Origin of the sequence: Streptomyces sp. NPDC005811, assembly GCF_040630405.1 — a bacterium.
Classification (GTDB): domain Bacteria; phylum Actinomycetota; class Actinomycetes; order Streptomycetales; family Streptomycetaceae; genus Streptomyces.
Genome location: NZ_JBEXXK010000016.1, coordinates 14,880 through 30,846, shown reverse-complemented (window position 1 = coordinate 30,846; position 15,967 = coordinate 14,880). Strand labels below are relative to the sequence as shown.

The following is a 15,967-nucleotide window of genomic DNA, read 5'->3' as shown; positions in this document are numbered from 1 at the left end:
GAGCGGGCGCAGTCACTCCCGTACGGCGGGGAGCGTCCGTAAAGTGGTCGACGTGCCAAGGATTCGAGCGGCCTCCGTGGCCGAGCACCGGTCGATGCAGCGTGCCGCCCTGCTGGACGCGGCACGCTCCCTGCTGTCCGAGGGCGGTACGGAGGCGCTGACCTTCCCCGCCCTCGCCGAGCGGACGGGACTCGCCCGCTCCTCCGTGTACGAGTACTTCCGCTCCCGGGCGGCCGTGGTCGAGGAGCTGTGCGAGGTCGACTTCCCCGTGTGGGCGGCGGAGGTCGAGGCGGCGATGGCCGCCGCCGACGGGCCGCAGGCCCAGGTCGAGGCGTATGTGCGGCGGCAGCTGGCGCTGGTCGGGGACCGGCGGCACCGGGCCGTGGTGGCGATCTCGGCCAGCGAACTGGACGCCGGCGCCCGGGAGAAGATCCGGGCCGCGCACGGCGGGCTGGTGGCGATGATCGTGGAGGCGCTGGCGGAGATGGGGCACGCGGAGCCCCGGCTGGCGGCGATGCTGGTGCAGGGTGTCGTGGACTCGGCGGTGCGCAGGATCGAGCTGGGCGCGGCGGAGGCACCCGAGGCGATCACCGAGGCCACCGTGCGGATGGTCCTGCGGGGCGTCCGCGGCTGAGCCGCGAGCGGGAGCAGCCGTGCCGGGCCTCTCCGCAGGAGCCGGGGCGGCAGCAGGTCGAGAGGGTTCAGGTAGGCCCGGGCCCGCCGCAGGCCCCAGTGCAGACAGGTCGTCGTGCAGTGGGAGCCCGCGGGCTCCAGTTCGGCGATCACCTCGCCGGCGGTCACCTCGGCGCCCTTGCGGACGAGGGGCCGTACCGGCTCGTACGTCGTTCTGAGGTCCGTGCCCGTCAGTTCCACGGACACCACGCCCCGTCCCGCTACCCGCCCCGCGTACGACACGCGGCCCGCCGCCACCGCTCGTACCGGTGCGCCGGATGCGGACGCCAGGTCGACTCCACGATGGCCGCGGGCGTAGGGCGTCGCCGGCGGCTCCCAGCCGCGGAGCACCGGCGGGCGGGTGCCCACCGGCCAGGTCCGGGCCACCCGCGGGACCCGCGGCGGCGGGTCGGGAGGCGCGGGCGGAGGATCCGCCCAGGCCAGTGCCGTCGTCAGGGCGAGCAGCAGGAGCAGCAGCAGACAGGTGCGGAGCGGCGCGTTCATGGGAGAACCGTCCCGCGCCCGCGCCGATCACGTCCGGGCCTGTGGACAACCCGCCGGTTGTGGAGAGCGGCGTTACCCGGTGCTCCGCCGGTCCCGTACACTTCTTCTGGCGATCCGGGTCACCGGGTCGACTTCGCACGCCCCGGTATCGGGAGTCCGGCCCAGGTCGGTCCTCCGGTATCCGCGCCCCTCGGTCCTTTGTGGCTCGGCGCACCGCGGGCGTCAGGCGCGGGAGCCGTCCGGCCCCTGCGGCACAACCGAGAAACCCAAGGAGAGCGGCCATGGCCGTCGTCACGATGCGGGAGCTGCTGGAGAGCGGCGTCCACTTCGGTCACCAGACCCGTCGCTGGAACCCGAAGATGAAGCGCTTCATCTTCACCGAGCGCAACGGCATCTACATCATCGACCTGCTCCAGTCGCTGTCGTACATCGACCGCGCCTTCGAGTTCGTCAAGCAGACCGTCGCCCACGGCGGCACGGTCATGTTCGTCGGCACGAAGAAGCAGGCGCAGGAGGCCATCGCCGAGCAGGCCACCCGCGTCGGCATGCCCTACGTCAACCAGCGCTGGCTGGGCGGCATGCTCACCAACTTCTCGACCGTCTACAAGCGTCTGCAGCGCCTCAAGGAGCTCGAGCAGATCGACTTCGAGGACGTCGCCGCGTCCGGTCTGACCAAGAAGGAGCTTCTCGTGCTCTCGCGCGAGAAGACCAAGCTGGAGAAGACCCTCGGTGGTATCCGCGAGATGTCCAAGGTTCCCAGCGCCGTCTGGATCGTGGACACCAAGAAGGAGCACATCGCGGTCGGCGAGGCCCGGAAGCTGAACATCCCGGTCGTCGCCATCCTCGACACGAACTGCGACCCCGACGAGGTCGACTACAAGATCCCGGGCAACGACGACGCGATCCGCTCCGTCACCCTGCTCACCCGCGTGATCGCCGACGCCGTCGCCGAGGGCCTCATCGCCCGCTCCGGCGTCGCCACCGGCGACAAGGGTGAGAAGGCCGCGGGCGAGCCGCTCGCCGAGTGGGAGCGCGACCTGCTCGAGGGCGAGAAGAAGGCCGACGAGGCCCCCGCCGCCGAGGCTCCGGCCGCTGAGGCCCCCGCCGAGGCCCCCGTCGAGGCTCCCGCTGCCGAGGCCCCCGCCGCCGAGGCCGCTGAGGCCCCCGCCGAGGCTCCGGCCGAGGCCCCGGCCGCGGACGCCGAGCAGGCCTGACCGTCCAGCGTCACGGTTGACGGCGGGGGCGGCGACATCAAGTCCGCCCCCGCCGTTCACCCGTAGGTCGGCACAGCGTCGGAGAGCTACCGCCAACTGGTGTTCCCAGACCGTGCAGATCTTCGATCTTCCAGACTTCGAGAAAGATTCACAGACTCATGGCGAACTACACCGCCGCCGACGTCAAGAAGCTCCGTGAGCTCACCGGCGCCGGCATGATGGACTGCAAGAAGGCGCTGGACGAGGCCGAGGGCAACGTCGAGAAGGCCGTCGAGGCGCTCCGTATCAAGGGCCAGAAGGGCGTCGCCAAGCGCGAGGGCCGTTCCGCCGAGAACGGCGCCGTCGTCGCGATCATCGCCGACGACAACGCCTCCGGCGTCCTGGTCGAGCTGAAGTGCGAGACGGACTTCGTCGCCAAGGGCGAGAAGTTCCAGAGCGTCGCCAAGGCCATCGCCGAGCACGTCGCCGCGACCTCCCCGGCCGACCTCGCCGCGCTCCTCGCCTCCGAGATCGAGGCCGGCAAGACCGTCCAGGCATTCGTGGACGAGGCCAACGCCAACCTCGGCGAGAAGATCGTCCTGGACCGCTTCGCGCAGTTCGGCGACGGCTTCGTCACCGCGTACCTGCACCGCACGATGCCCGACCTGCCCCCGCAGATCGGTGTCCTCGTCGAGCTGGACAAGCCGAACGCCGAGGTCGCCCGCGGTGTCGCCCAGCACATCGCCGCCTTCGCGCCGAAGTACCTGGCCAAGGACGACGTGCCGGCCGAGGTCGTCGAGTCCGAGCGCCGCATCGCCGAGGAGACCACCCGCGCCGAGGGCAAGCCCGAGGCCGCGATCGCCAAGATCGTCGAGGGTCGCCTCAACGGCTTCTTCAAGGACGCGACGCTGCTCGGTCAGCCGTACGCGCTCGACAACAAGAAGTCCGTCCAGAAGGTCCTGGACGAGGCCGGTGTCACCCTGAAGCGCTTCTCGCGCATCAAGGTCGGCATCTGAGTCCGTACCGCGACGGACGCCCGCTCCCTATAGGGTCGTAGGCAGTCGTCCCGGTACGCCGTCACGCGCGCGTGCGTGACGGACGACAGCAGATCTGACGAGGAGGCCATTGCCGCGCACGGGTTGCGAACGACACCCCACCGGCAATGGCCTTCTTCGTATGTGCACCACGTGAAAGAGGCGGGATCTCCCAATGACCACCAAGGCCCAGAAGAGCGACGACGGCACAGTACACGGCCGGTTTCTGCTGAAGCTGTCCGGTGAGGCATTCTCCGGCGGTGGGGGCCTGGGCGTGGACCCCGACGTGGTGCACAAGATCGCCCGTGAGATCGCGGCCGTGGTGCGGGACGGCGCCGAGATCGCCGTCGTCATCGGCGGCGGCAACTTCTTCCGCGGCGCCGAGCTCCAGCAGCGCGGCATGGACCGGGCCCGCTCGGACTACATGGGCATGCTCGGCACGGTCATGAACTGCCTCGCCCTCCAGGACTTCCTGGAGAAGGAGGGCATCGACAGCCGCGTGCAGACCGCCATCACCATGGGGCAGGTCGCCGAGCCGTACATCCCGCTGCGGGCCGTGCGCCACCTGGAGAAGGGCCGCGTGGTCATCTTCGGCGCCGGTATGGGCATGCCGTACTTCTCCACCGACACCACCGCCGCCCAGCGCGCCCTGGAGATCGACGCCCAGGCGCTGCTCATGGGCAAGAACGGGGTGGACGGCGTCTACGACTCCGACCCCAAGACCAACCCCGCGGCCGTCAAGTTCGACGCCCTCGGCTACGGCGAGGTCATCACGCGTGACCTCAAGGTCGCCGACGCCACCGCCATCACGCTGTGCCGCGACAACAAGCTCCCCATCCTCGTCTTCGAGCTTCTGGCGGAGGGCAATATCGCCCGCGCCGTCAAGGGTGAGAAGATCGGCACGCTGGTGGGTGAGCAGAGCAGCCGGGGCTGACCGGGAAGATCCCCGGGTTCGTACGACAACACCTGACCGGGGGACGGACCCCGGTCGGAGGATGGACAATGTCCTGCCGGACGGTAACCGTGCAGGAAGAAGACGCGACGCAGCCGGCCGCCGCCACCGACAGTGAACTGCAGCCGGGCCTTACTCAAGACACGCAGGAGCAAGTGGTGATCGAAGAGACCCTCCTCGAGGCCGAGGAGAAGATGGAGAAGGCCGTCGTGGTCGCCAAGGAGGACTTCGCCGCGATCCGCACCGGCCGTGCGCACCCGGCGATGTTCAACAAGATCGTGGCCGACTACTACGGCGCGCTGACGCCGATCAACCAGCTGGCCTCGTTCTCCGTGCCGGAGCCGCGCATGGCGGTCGTGACCCCGTTCGACAAGACGGCGCTGCGCAACATCGAGCAGGCCATCCGCGACTCGGACCTGGGGGTCAACCCCAGCAACGACGGCAACATCATCCGGGTGGTGTTCCCCGAGCTCACCGAGGAGCGCCGCCGCGACTACATCAAGGTCGCCAAGGGCAAGGCCGAGGACTCCCGGGTGTCCATCCGTTCCGTGCGCCGCAAGGCCAAGGACGCGATCGACAAGCTCGTCAAGGACGGCGAGGTCGGCGAGGACGAGGGCCGCCGTGCGGAGAAGGAGCTCGACGACACCACCGCGAAGTACGTCGCTCAGGTGGACGAGCTCCTCAAGCACAAGGAAGCGGAGCTGCTCGAGGTCTGATGAACGACTCTTCCTGGGGCTCTCCGCCGCCAGCCGGGACACAGGCCGGGTACTGGGGGCCCACCGACCAGGGGGCCTACCAGGGGCCTGTCCAGGGGGCCGCCCCGGCGGGTCCCACGTACGATGCGCCTGAGGCGCAGCAGACTCGCCCCATGCCCATCGTCCCCGACGTACCCGCGCACGGCGGACACCAGGATGACGACCCGGGGGCCGCCCGGCGGGGCGGCCCCTCGTTCCGCGACGAGGCGTACCGCCCGATGGCGCCCGACCAGGCGTCCTTCGGTGCGGAGACGTTCCGCCACGAGACCCCGTCGGCACCGCCCCATGCGGCGGTGCCGCAGAATCCGGAGCCCATGCCCGCAGCCCCACAGCCCGCGCCCGCACCGCAGAAGAAGAGTGCGGGCCGAGACCTGGGCGCGGCCATAGGAGTCGCGGTCGGGCTCGGTGTGGTGATCGTCGCGTCGCTGTTCATCGTCAAGGCCGTGTTCGTCGGCGTGATAGCGGTCGCCGTCGTCGTCGGGCTGTGGGAGCTGACCAGCAGGCTGCAGGAGCGCAAGCAGATCAAGGCACCGCTGGTGCCGCTCGCGATCGGCGGCGCCGCGATGGTCGTCGCCGGGTATGTGCGGGGACCCGAGGGCGCCTGGGTCGCCATGGCCCTGACCGCGCTGGCGGTCCTGGTCTGGCGGATGACGGAACCGCCCGAGGGCTACCTCAGGGATGTCACGGCGGGGGTCTTCGCCGCCTTCTACGTCCCCTTCCTGGCCACGTTCGTCGCCCTGATGCTCACCGCGGACGACGGCGCGCAGCGCGTCCTGGCGTTCTTCCTCCTCACGGTCGTCAGCGACACCGGTGCGTACGCCGTCGGCTGGCGGTTCGGCAAGCACAAGCTCGCCCCGCGCATCAGCCCCGGCAAGACCCGTGAGGGCCTGCTGGGCGCGGTGTCGTTCGCGATGGTCGTGGGCGCGCTGTGCATGCAGTTCCTGATCGACGACGGCCAGTGGTGGCAGGGGCTGCTGCTGGGCCTCGCGGTCGCGGCCAGCGCCACGCTCGGCGACCTCGGCGAGTCCATGATCAAGCGGGACCTGGGCATCAAGGACATGGGCACGCTGCTGCCGGGGCACGGCGGCATCATGGACCGTCTGGACTCGCTGCTGCCGACGGCTCCGGTCGTCTGGCTGCTGCTCGTGCTGTTCGTCGGATCGGGCTGACCGGCGCCGGCCCGTCCACCTTGCCCGCCGGCCCCCGTCCTGATCCCTCAGGACGGGGGCCCGCGGCCTTTACCGGACCGCCCACATAGTGGGACGATTTCCTCTGAAGACCCTTTTCATGGGCAATAACCCCGAGAGGGGGCAGGTGTCATGTCCGGCTTCCGTGAATCGATCGACGTGGACCGCAGCCCCGACGACGTGTGGGCGTACCTCATCGACCCGTCGCATCTGCCCGAGTGGCAGGCGAGCGCGGTGTCGGCCGAACAGCTGGACCCCGGCCCGATCCAGGTCGGCTCCCGGCTGCGCATCACCCGGCACGTGGGCCGCCGGGAGATCCCGATGACCATGGAGTACACCGAGTACGACCCGCCGCACGCCTGGGGCCTGCAAGGCGTCGACGGCCCCGTCCGCGGCCACGTCCACGGCGAGATCACCCCGCTCGACGACGGCCGTCGCTCCCGCGTGACGATGGAACTCGACTTCGAGGGCAAGGGCGTGGGCAAGGTCCTCCTCCCCCTGGTCGTCCGCCCCCAGGTCCGCAAGGAACTACCGATCAACGAACGGCTCCTGAAGAGCCACCTGGAACAGCCGACGCCGTAGGCCTTCCCGCCGCGCGACCGGGGCACCGGATTCGATCTGCGACACTGGTTGGGCCATGCCTAAGCCCGGAGAACTTACTTTTGTCGCGCCGCGCGGAGCCAAGAAGCCGCCGCGGCATCTTGCCGATCTTTCGCCTGCGGAGCGGAAGGACGCCGTCGCGGAGATCGGTGAGAAGCCGTTCCGTGCCAAGCAGCTCTCGCAGCACTACTTCGCGCGGTACGCGCACGACCCGGTGGAGTGGACCGACATCCCCGCCGGTGCGCGGGAGAAGCTGCGGGAGGCGCTGCTGCCCGAGCTGATGACCGTCGTACGGCATCTGTCGACCGACGAGGGAACCACCCGCAAGACGCTGTGGCGGCTGTTCGACGGCACGCTCGTCGAGTCGGTGCTGATGCGGTACCCGGACCGGGTGACGATGTGCATCAGCTCGCAGGCGGGCTGCGGGATGAACTGCCCGTTCTGTGCGACCGGGCAGGCCGGGCTCGACCGGAACCTGTCCAGTGCCGAGATCGTGCACCAGATCGTGGACGGGATGCGGGCGCTCAGGGACGGGGACGTCCCGGGCGGGCCGGCGCGGCTGTCCAACATCGTCTTCATGGGGATGGGCGAGCCGCTCGCCAACTACAAGCGGGTCGTCACCGCGATCCGGGCGCTCACCGATCCCGCTCCGGACGGCCTCGGGCTGTCGCAGCGCGGGATCACCGTCTCGACGGTCGGGCTCGTGCCCGCCATCCACCGGTTCGCCGACGAGGGCTTCAAGTGCCGGCTCGCGATCTCCCTGCACGCGCCGGACGACGAGCTGCGCGACACCCTCGTCCCCGTGAACACGCGCTGGAAGGTGCGTGAGGTGCTCGACGCCGGATTCGACTACGTGGAGAAGTCCGGGCGGCGGCTGTCCATCGAGTACGCCCTGATCCGTGACATCAACGATCAGGCGTGGCGCGGTGACCGGCTCGGGCGACTGCTCCGCGGCAAGCCCGTGCACGTCAACCTCATCCCGCTGAACCCGACCCCGGGCTCGAAGTGGACGGCCTCGCGGCCCGAGGACGAGAAGGCGTTCGTCGAGGCCATCGCGGCGCACGGGGTGCCCGTCACCGTCCGGGACACCCGTGGCCAGGAGATCGACGGAGCCTGTGGTCAGCTGGCGGCCACCGAGCGGTAAAATCTGGCCACGGCATCACGCCATATCGTCATACTCGCGTCTTCATCACACCCACATCTTCATATTCCGACAGGGGAGCGCCACAGCGCTGAGAGTGCGGCAATCGGGCCGCAGACCCTCTGAACCTCGCCCAGGTCATTCTGGGTAGGAAGTTCGGTCATCGCTCAAGCTGTTGTGCCCTGCCCGGGTGTCCCCGGGCGGGGCCGCGTTCTTCCTGGCCAACCCCAGGAGGACATCCAGTGCAACATCCCGTGCACCTCAAGACCCTCGTGGCGGCGACGGTCGGCCTCGGCCTCGTCACGCTGTCCGCATGCGGTGCGGAGTCGTCCGGCACCAAGAGCGCGTCGGACACCAAGACCGTCACCCTCGTCAGCCATGACTCGTGGGCCGTCTCCAAGAGCGTGCTCGCCGACTTCGAGAAGCAGTCCGGCTACCGGGTGAAGGTCCTCACGGACGGCGACGCGGGCCAGGCCGTCAACAAGGCCATCCTGACCAAGGACAACCCGCAGGGGGACGTCTTCTTCGGCGTCGACAACACCCTGCTGTCGCGTGCGCTCGACAACGGTCTGTTCCAGTCGTACGAGGCCAAGGGGCTCGACCAGGTCGGCAGCGCCTACCAGCTGGACTCGGGCAAGCACCGGGTCACGCCGATCGACTACGGCGACATCTGCGTCAACTACGACAAGAAGTACTTCGCCGACCACAAGCTGGCCCCGCCGACGTCGTACGACGATCTGATCAAGCCCGCCTACAAGAACCTCCTCGTCACCGAGAACGCCTCCACCTCCTCCCCGGGCCTCGGCTTCCTGCTCGGCACGGCCGCACGGTACGGCGACGACGGCTGGCAGGGCTACTGGAAGAAGCTCAAGGCCAACGGCGTGAAGGTCGTCGACGGCTGGGAGCAGGCGTACAACGAGGAGTTCTCGGGGTCCGCCGGCGGCAAGAAGGCCGGGGCCGACCACCCGCTCGTCGTGTCGTACGCCTCGTCCCCGCCCGCCGAGGTGATCTACGGCGACCCCAAGCCCAGCACCGCCCCGACCGGCGTCGCGACCGGGACCTGCTTCCGGCAGATCGAGTTCGCGGGGCTGCTGGGCAACGCGAGGAACAGCGCGGGCGGCAAGGCGCTCATCGACTTCCTGATCTCCAAGGAGTTCCAGGAGGACATGCCGCTCAACATGTTCGTCTACCCGGTGGTCGAGGGGGCGAGCGTGCCCGCCGAGTTCACGAAGTACGGGCCCGCCGCCAAGGACCCCGAGACCATGGACCCGGCGAAGATCGCCCAGAACCGCGACCAGTGGGTCACGTCGTGGACCTCGCTCGTACTGAAGTGACCAAGGCGGCCGGACGGCCTTCCGGGAGCGCGGCGCGGCTCGGCCTGATGGCCCTGCCCGTCGCGTTCTTCGGGCTGTTCTTCGCCTATCCCGTCGCCGCGATCGTCGCCCGTGGGCTGAAGGTCGACGGGACATGGGAGTTCGGGCGGATCGTCGACGTCCTGGGCCGGTCGGACATCCGGCACGTCCTGTGGTTCACCACCTGGCAGGCGGTCGCCTCCACCGTGCTCACCCTGGCGGTCGCGCTGCCGGGCGCGTATGTCCTCGCCCGGCTGGACTTCCCGGGCAAGCAGGTGCTGCGGGCCGTGGTGACGGTGCCGTTCGTGCTGCCGACGGTGGTCGTCGGCAGCGCGTTCCTCGCGCTCGTCGGGCGCGGCGGTCTGCTGGACGACCTGTGGGGCGTACGGCTGGACACGACGGTGTGGGCGATCCTGCTGGCGCATGTCTTCTTCAACTACGCCGTCGTCGTACGGACCGTCGGCGGGCTGTGGGCGCAGCTCGACCCCCGCCAGGAGGAGGCCGCGCGGATGCTGGGCGCGTCCCGGCTGCGGGCCTGGCGCACGGTGACCCTGCCCGCGCTCGGACCGGCCGTGGCCGCCGCCGCGCTGATGGTCTTCCTGTTCACCTTCACCTCCTTCGGTGTGGTCCAGATCCTCGGTGGGCCCACCTTCTCCACCCTGGAGGTGGAGATCTACCGCCAGACCTCCGAGATCTTCGATCTCTCCACGGCGGCCGTCCTGACGATCGTGCAGTTCGCGGCGGTCGGCGCGATCCTCGTCGTACACGCCTGGACGGTACGGCGGCGGGAGACCGCCCTGCGGCTGGTGGACGCGGGTACGACCGCCCGGCGGCCACGCGGGGCCGGGCAGTGGATGCTGCTGGCCGGGGTGCTCGCGAGCATCGCGCTGCTGCTCGTGCTGCCGCTCGCCGTGCTCGTGCAGCGGTCCCTGGACGCACCGGACTTCGCCTACTACCGGGCGCTGACCAGCGAGGAAGGCAATGTCTTCCTGGTGCCGCCGATCGAGGCGATCGGCAACTCGCTGGAGTACGCGGTCGCCGCGACCGCGATCGCGGTGCTGATCGGCGGGCTGGCCGCCGCGGCGCTCACCCGCCGCGACGCGGGCCGGCTGGTACGGGGCTTCGACGCGCTGCTGATGCTGCCGCTGGGCGTGTCGGCGGTGACCGTCGGCTTCGGGTTCCTGATCACCCTGGACGAGCCCCCGCTGGATCTGCGCGCCAGCTGGATCCTCGTCCCGCTGGCCCAGGCGCTGGTCGGCGTCCCCTTCGTCGTACGGACCATGCTGCCCGTGCTGCGGGCGGTGGACCACCGGCTGCGGGAGGCGGCGGCGGTACTGGGGGCGTCGCCGTGGCGGGTGTGGCGGGAGGTGGACCTGCCGATGGTGCGGCGGGCGCTGCTGGTCGCGGCCGGGTTCGCCTTCGCGGTGTCGCTGGGGGAGTTCGGGGCGACCGTGTTCATCGCGCGGCCGGACCGTCCGACCCTGCCGGTGGCGGTGGCGCGGCTGCTGGGCCGGGCCGGTGAGCTCAACTACGGGCAGGCGATGGCCCTGTCGACGATTCTGATGCTGGTGTGCGCGGTGGCCCTGCTGGTGCTGGAGCGGCTGCGGACCGACCGGACGGGGGAGTTCTGATGATGCTGCTGGGGCTTGAGGGCGTCACCGTGCGGTTCGGCGGGCGGGCGGTGCTCGACGCGGTGGACCTGGCGGTCGGTGAACACGAGGTGGTGTGCGTCCTCGGGCCGAGCGGGAGCGGCAAGTCCACGCTGCTGCGGGCGGTCGCCGGTCTCCAGCCCCTCGACTCCGGGCGGGTGCTGCTGGACGGGCGAGACCAGAGCGGGGTGCCCGCGCACAGGCGGGAGCTGGGGCTGATGTTCCAGGACCATCAGCTGTTCCCGCAGCGGGACGTCGGCGGCAATGTGGCGTTCGGGCTGCGCATGCACGGTGCGTCGCGGAAGGAACAGGACGAGCGGGTCCGGGAGTTGCTCGACCTGGTCGGTCTCCCGGGCGCGGGTCGCCGGGCGGTCGCCGCGCTCTCCGGCGGCGAGCAGCAGCGCGTCGCGCTCGCCAGGGCCCTCGCGCCCCGCCCCCGGCTGCTGATGCTGGACGAGCCGCTCGGTCAGCTGGACCGCTCGCTGCGGGAGCGGCTGGTGGTGGAACTCCGGGAGCTCTTCGGCCGCTTGGGCACCACCGTCCTCGCGGTCACCCACGATCAGGGCGAGGCGTTCGCGCTCGCCGACCGGGTGGTGGTGATGCGGGACGGGCGGATCGCCCAGTCCGGTACGCCTCTCGAGGTGTGGCAGCGGCCGGCGGACGCGTTCGTCGCGCGGTTCCTCGGCTTCGAGAACGTCGTGGAGGCGAACGTCACCGGTGAGGTCGCGGTGACGCCCTGGGGCAAGGTGCCGGTGCCGGAGGGCTCCCCGCAGGGGGCGCGCACGCTCCTCGTCCGCCCCGCCGGAGTCCGTCTCGTCCCCGCCGACGAGGGCCTGCGCTGCACGGTCGCCGCCCGGACCTTCAAGGGCACCCATGTCGCCGTACACCTCCAGCCGGAGGGCGCGCCGCGCCTGGAGGCGGCGTGCGCGCTGCGGGAGGCGCCGGCGGCCGGGGACACGGTCGGGGTGGCCTTCGACGCGACGGAGACGGCGGTGCTGGACTGAGAAGGGTACGGCCCGCCCCGGGGGAGGGACGGGCCGTGGTGGTGCGGGGGTGCGTCAGCGGTTGCTGGAGCCCCGGCGGCGCATGCCGAAGAAGACCGCGCCGCCGCCGATGACGACGAGCAGGGCGGCGATGCCGGCGATCAGGCCGGTGTTGGAGGCACCGGTCTCGGCGAGGTTGGACTCCTGGACCGCGGGCGAGGGGGCGTTGTCCGTGGAGGGCACGGTGCTGTCGTCCGACGACGATTCCGAGGGGCTCGGGGTGGCGGTGTCGGCCGGGGTGGACGGGGTGCTCGACGGCGTCCCGGACTCCGACTCGGAGGCGCTCGGGGACGGCGAGGCGGTGTCGTCGTCCCCCTTGCAGGCCTCGGCCGGGGTGGTCAGGTTGCCCGCGATGTCCTCGTCGACGAGGATCTTCTCGTTCTTGACGGCCTTGACGTGGATCCGGTACACCGCGTTCGGCGCCCAGTCCTCGGCGAAGGTGATGACGGCGCCCTTCTTGGAGCCCTCGACCGTCTGCTCGCCGACCTGGCGGAGGTCGGCGCCGTTGTTCTCCAGGAAGACGGTGACGACGGCGGGCACGCCCGAGGCGTCCTTGTCGGTGACCGTGATGACGCCCTTGGCGCCGTCGCATCCGGCAGCCGCGGAGAAGTCACCTATCTCGCAGGCCAGCGCGCTGCCCGCGGCGCCGAGCGCGAGGGCGGCGGAGGCCGCGGTGACACCGAGGAAACGCACCGAACGAGCGGCGGTACGGCGGGAAAGGGACACGTTTGTCCTTAAGGGGAAGCGCAACTGCGGGGGGTGGAGGGGGAGATGGCGCCCCCGGTGATGCCGAGTGCGTCACCATCCCCAGCAGACTCACAGGTCTATAAGCGTTCCATAAGAAGTGTCAATGCGGGGACCGCTCCCAGCGATCGGCTTTGCCCGCTCATTACCCGGCGAGACGTTTCAATGCCGCCGGAGCCTCCTCGATCCGGTCAACGAGGGCGATACGGGACTCCATCGACCGCTCCCGGGCGAGTGAGCACAACAACGGCCACGCCGGCAGCCGTTCCGTCCAGTGCTCCCGGTCCACCAGCACCATCGGCGTCGGCTCGCCGCGCGACTCGTAGTAGTTGGGCGTCGCGTTGTCGAAGATCTCCTGTACGGTCCCGGCGGCGCCCGGCAGGAAGACCACACCGGCGTTGCAGCGGGCCAACAGGCCGTCCTCGCGGGTGGCGTTGGAGAAGTACTTGGCGAGGTGCGCGGCGAACGGGTTCGGCGGCTCGTGGCCGTAGAACCAGGTCGGTATGCCCACCGAGGGGCCGCCGCCCGGCCAGGTGGCGCGGACCTCGAAGGCGGCCCGCGCCCAGTCGGTGACCGAGGGCGTGAACGTGGGCGCCTTGGCGAGCAGCCGCAGGGCGTCGGTGAGCATCGCGGCGTCGAACGGGGCGGCGTACGCGCCGAGGTTGGCCGCCTCCATCGCGCCGGGCCCGCCGCCGGTGGCCACCATGAGCCCCTCGCGGGCGAGTTCACGGCCGAGACGGGCCGCGCCGGCGTACGCGTCCGTGCCGCGCGCCATGGCGTGGCCGCCCATCACGCCCACCACCCGCGCGCCGACGAGGAGTTCGTCGAGCGCGTCGGACACGGCGTCGTCGTGGAGCGAGCGGAGCATCGAGCCGAAGATGTCGCCGTCGGACCTGGTCCGCTGGAACCAGGCGTAGGTACGGGCGTCTGGGGTGGCCTCGTAGCCCTCGTCGAGGGAGTCGAACAGCTCCTCGGGGGTGTAGACGAAGCCGCGGTACGGATCGAACGAGAGGCCCGGTACGGGCGGGAAGACCAGGGCGCCGGAGGCGCGGGCCTTGGCCGCCGCGTCCGGCGCCATCGGGCAGCCCAGGAACAGGGCGGCCGAGGTGTCGAGGGCGAGCAGGACGTCCGTACGGTCCGTCAGGTCGACGGACTGGACCCGGAAGTGGTGGAGGGTGCCGAAGTCGCGGACCACCTCGTCGAATTCGGCGAGGGATTCGATCTCACGATCGTGGGAACCGTCGAACGGCTGGGCGGGTGTCGTCGGATGCACCCGCCCATGCTAGGCACCGCCCGTGCGGTCCGGGGGATCAGCCCTCGACGGCCGCCGGGTCCATCCAGATGATCTCCCAGGTGTGCCCGTCGAGGTCGTCGAAGGAACGGCCGTACATGAAGCCCATGTCCTGCGTCTCGCCGCTGGGGGTGGCGCCGAGGGAGAGCGCGCGGTCGACCAGCTCGTCGACCTTCGCGCGGCTCTCGGCGCTGAGCGCGACGAGGACCTCGCTGGTCGTCGTGGCGTCCGCGATCTCCTTCTTGGTGAAGGTCGCGTAGAACGGCTTGGTGAGCAGCATCGCGACGATCGTGTCGCTGATCACCACCGAGGCCGCGTTGTCGTCGCTGAACTGGGGGTTGATCGAGTAGCCGAGCCCGGTGAAGAACGTCTTCGAGGCGTCGAGGTCGGACACGGGCAGGTTGACGAAGATCATCTGCTGGTAGGCCGGGGCGGTCATCGGTCTCTCCCGTCGAGGGTGCGTGCGGTGGGGGTGGTGCGTGCTGTTCGGTGGGGTAGACCGGGGGGCCGCGCGGAACTCATCGCCGGGCGCGATCTTTTTTTCGTACGGGTCTCAGTGGGCCAGGGGGAGGGAGGCCAGCTCCGCCACCATGAGGGTCAGGGGGACGAAGAGGCTCAGGAGGGCGCCGGCGCGCAGGGCGGCGGCGGTGCGCAGGGTCTTGCCGGGGGCGCCCAGGCGGAGCAGGGCGGCGGTGGTGTCGGCGCGGGCCTGCCTCGCCTCGACGGCGGTCGTGAGGAGCGTGGCGACCGTGCAGCACGCCACGACCGCGGCGCCGAGGGTGGTGAGGGGGCCGGAGGAGGGGTCGGCGGGGTCGTACAGGGCGGCCACCGCGTACGCGCCCGAGGCCACCGCGCAGACCACGCCCAGGGGGCGGCCGATCCGGGCGGCCTCCTGCATCAGGCCGCGGCCCGCGAGGAGGCGGAGGGCGCCGGGGCGGGCGGTCTGGAGGAGACGGCCGCACAGGTGGGTGAGGCCGGGGCCGGCGAGGGCCAGACCGACCGCCGTGAGGGTCCAGCCGAGGAGGACCGCGGTGGGGGCGGTGGGCAGGCCGGTGGGGAGGGGGAGCGCGGCGCCGGTGGAGGTACGGCTGGCGTAGCCCTCCACGGCGAGACCGGTGGCCAGGAGGGCGGCGCCCCAGGGGAGGGCGGTGGGGTCGGGGAGGTGGCCGGGGGCGTCCGCGGCGCCGTCCGCCGGGGGCGGGGGGTGGGGTGCGTCGCCCGGCTGTGCCTCATCCGCGGCCCGCGGGCCCGCGGGCATGCGGGGTGGCCGAGCCGGGCGGATTCCGGCGGCCGAGCGGGCCGCCACGAGGGTGTCCCGGGGGCAGAGCATCAGGGCCACCGAGGCGGAGGCCGTGGCCGGGACCAGGGAGAGCAGGGTGAGGGCCGCCGGCAGGGGCAGGGGGTGGTCCGCGGCCAGGAAGTCGGTCGCCGCCCCGTCGAAGGGCATGCCGGTGAGGTCGCCGCGGAGGTGCAGGAAGAGGAGGAGGGCCAGCATCGAGCCGAGCAGGGTCGACAGGGCCGTGGTGGTCGCGGAGACGGCCATCAGCCGGGCCGGGCCCAGGCCGATGGCCGCGAGGCCCGGGCGGGGGCGGGTGCCGGGGTCGGTGCGGGCGACCGCGAGGGCGAGATGGACGGTGGCGGCCAGCGGGACCGCGCACCAGGCGAGGCGGAGCAGGGAGCCGGGGGAGGCCTCGGGGTGGGTCAGGGCGTGGCCGAGGGTGGAGAGGAGGAGGAAACCGGTGGCCGCCGAGGCCGCCGCGACCAGGAGGCGGCGCGCCTGTACGGCGGGATGCGCGCTGCGGGTCAGACGGAGAGCGAGCACGCGGCCCCCCGCCCTTCCGCCTCACCCC

At 71.2% G+C, this 15,967-nt stretch carries 15 protein-coding genes, 1 pseudogene and 1 riboswitch; of the genes and pseudogenes, 11 read left to right on the top strand and 5 right to left on the bottom strand.

The window, feature by feature from the left end; genetic code table 11:
• Positions 1 to 76 precede the first annotated feature (76 nt).
• Positions 77 to 634, top strand: a complete 558-nt coding sequence (locus ABZ490_RS18735) for a helix-turn-helix domain-containing protein (RefSeq protein WP_358991413.1) — start codon at positions 77 to 79, stop codon at positions 632 to 634.
• 5 nt (positions 635 to 639) lie between these two features.
• On the opposite strand, the pseudogene ABZ490_RS18730 reads toward ABZ490_RS18735, so the two are convergent.
• Positions 640 to 1,176 (bottom strand): annotated as a pseudogene (locus tag ABZ490_RS18730) (M23 family metallopeptidase); the annotation flags it as partial.
• A gap of 281 nt (positions 1,177 to 1,457) precedes the next feature.
• Between ABZ490_RS18730 and rpsB the strand changes: the two are divergent.
• From rpsB to ABZ490_RS18680, 10 genes are all read left to right on the top strand, one after another.
• Positions 1,458 to 2,390, top strand: a complete 933-nt coding sequence (gene rpsB, locus ABZ490_RS18725; RefSeq protein WP_358991029.1) for a 30S ribosomal protein S2 — start codon at positions 1,458 to 1,460, stop codon at positions 2,388 to 2,390.
• A 158-nt stretch (positions 2,391 to 2,548) separates the two neighbouring features.
• Entirely contained in the window at positions 2,549 to 3,385 is an 837-nt protein-coding gene (gene tsf, locus ABZ490_RS18720) for a translation elongation factor Ts (protein WP_358991026.1), read from the top strand.
• 193 nt (positions 3,386 to 3,578) lie between these two features.
• Positions 3,579 to 4,337, top strand: coding sequence for a UMP kinase (gene pyrH, locus ABZ490_RS18715; protein WP_358991023.1), 759 nt, complete (start codon positions 3,579 to 3,581; stop codon positions 4,335 to 4,337).
• A gap of 176 nt (positions 4,338 to 4,513) precedes the next feature.
• Complete coding sequence (gene frr, locus ABZ490_RS18710; protein WP_055633754.1) at positions 4,514 to 5,071, top strand: ribosome recycling factor; 558 nt, start codon at positions 4,514 to 4,516, stop codon at positions 5,069 to 5,071.
• Positions 5,071 to 6,279 (top strand): phosphatidate cytidylyltransferase, encoded by a 1,209-nt coding sequence (locus ABZ490_RS18705; RefSeq protein ID WP_358991019.1) that lies wholly within the window; start codon positions 5,071 to 5,073, stop codon positions 6,277 to 6,279. The genes frr and ABZ490_RS18705 overlap by 1 nt, the downstream gene beginning before the upstream one ends.
• Positions 6,280 to 6,429: 150 nt before the next feature.
• Complete coding sequence (locus tag ABZ490_RS18700; protein WP_358991016.1) at positions 6,430 to 6,879, top strand: SRPBCC family protein; 450 nt, start codon at positions 6,430 to 6,432, stop codon at positions 6,877 to 6,879.
• A 55-nt stretch (positions 6,880 to 6,934) separates the two neighbouring features.
• Positions 6,935 to 8,041: a 23S rRNA (adenine(2503)-C(2))-methyltransferase RlmN gene (gene rlmN, locus ABZ490_RS18695; RefSeq protein ID WP_055633752.1), complete on the top strand. Its 1,107-nt coding sequence runs from the start codon at positions 6,935 to 6,937 to the stop codon at positions 8,039 to 8,041.
• A gap of 61 nt (positions 8,042 to 8,102) precedes the next feature.
• A riboswitch (TPP riboswitch) is annotated at positions 8,103 to 8,210 on the top strand.
• A gap of 82 nt (positions 8,211 to 8,292) precedes the next feature.
• The gene (locus tag ABZ490_RS18690; protein WP_358991410.1) at positions 8,293 to 9,372 is read left to right on the top strand and encodes a thiamine ABC transporter substrate-binding protein; all 1,080 of its coding nucleotides are present in this window, start codon (positions 8,293 to 8,295) and stop codon (positions 9,370 to 9,372) included.
• 47 nt (positions 9,373 to 9,419) lie between these two features.
• On the top strand, positions 9,420 to 11,021 hold the full coding sequence (locus ABZ490_RS18685) for an iron ABC transporter permease (protein WP_358991407.1): 1,602 nt from the start codon (positions 9,420 to 9,422) through the stop codon (positions 11,019 to 11,021).
• Positions 11,022 to 11,023: 2 nt separating this feature from the next.
• The gene (locus ABZ490_RS18680) at positions 11,024 to 12,043 is read left to right on the top strand and encodes an ABC transporter ATP-binding protein (protein ID WP_358991404.1); all 1,020 of its coding nucleotides are present in this window, start codon (positions 11,024 to 11,026) and stop codon (positions 12,041 to 12,043) included.
• Positions 12,044 to 12,097: 54 nt separating this feature from the next.
• On the opposite strand, the gene ABZ490_RS18675 is transcribed toward ABZ490_RS18680, so the two are convergent.
• From ABZ490_RS18675 to ABZ490_RS18660, 4 genes are all read right to left on the bottom strand, one after another.
• The gene (locus ABZ490_RS18675) at positions 12,098 to 12,808 is read right to left on the bottom strand and encodes an LAETG motif-containing sortase-dependent surface protein (protein WP_358991012.1); all 711 of its coding nucleotides are present in this window, start codon (positions 12,806 to 12,808) and stop codon (positions 12,098 to 12,100) included.
• A gap of 163 nt (positions 12,809 to 12,971) precedes the next feature.
• Positions 12,972 to 14,099 carry a Rossmann fold nucleotide-binding protein gene (locus ABZ490_RS18670; RefSeq protein ID WP_358991009.1) on the bottom strand — a complete coding sequence of 376 codons (1,128 nt, stop codon included), beginning with the start codon at positions 14,097 to 14,099 and terminating at the stop codon, positions 12,972 to 12,974.
• Between the two features lie 37 nt (positions 14,100 to 14,136).
• Positions 14,137 to 14,556: a VOC family protein gene (locus ABZ490_RS18665; RefSeq protein ID WP_358991006.1), complete on the bottom strand. Its 420-nt coding sequence runs from the start codon at positions 14,554 to 14,556 to the stop codon at positions 14,137 to 14,139.
• Positions 14,557 to 14,670: 114 nt separating this feature from the next.
• Positions 14,671 to 15,939, bottom strand: coding sequence for a hypothetical protein (locus ABZ490_RS18660; RefSeq protein ID WP_358991003.1), 1,269 nt, complete (start codon positions 15,937 to 15,939; stop codon positions 14,671 to 14,673).
• Between the last annotated feature and the right edge of the window lie 28 nt (positions 15,940 to 15,967).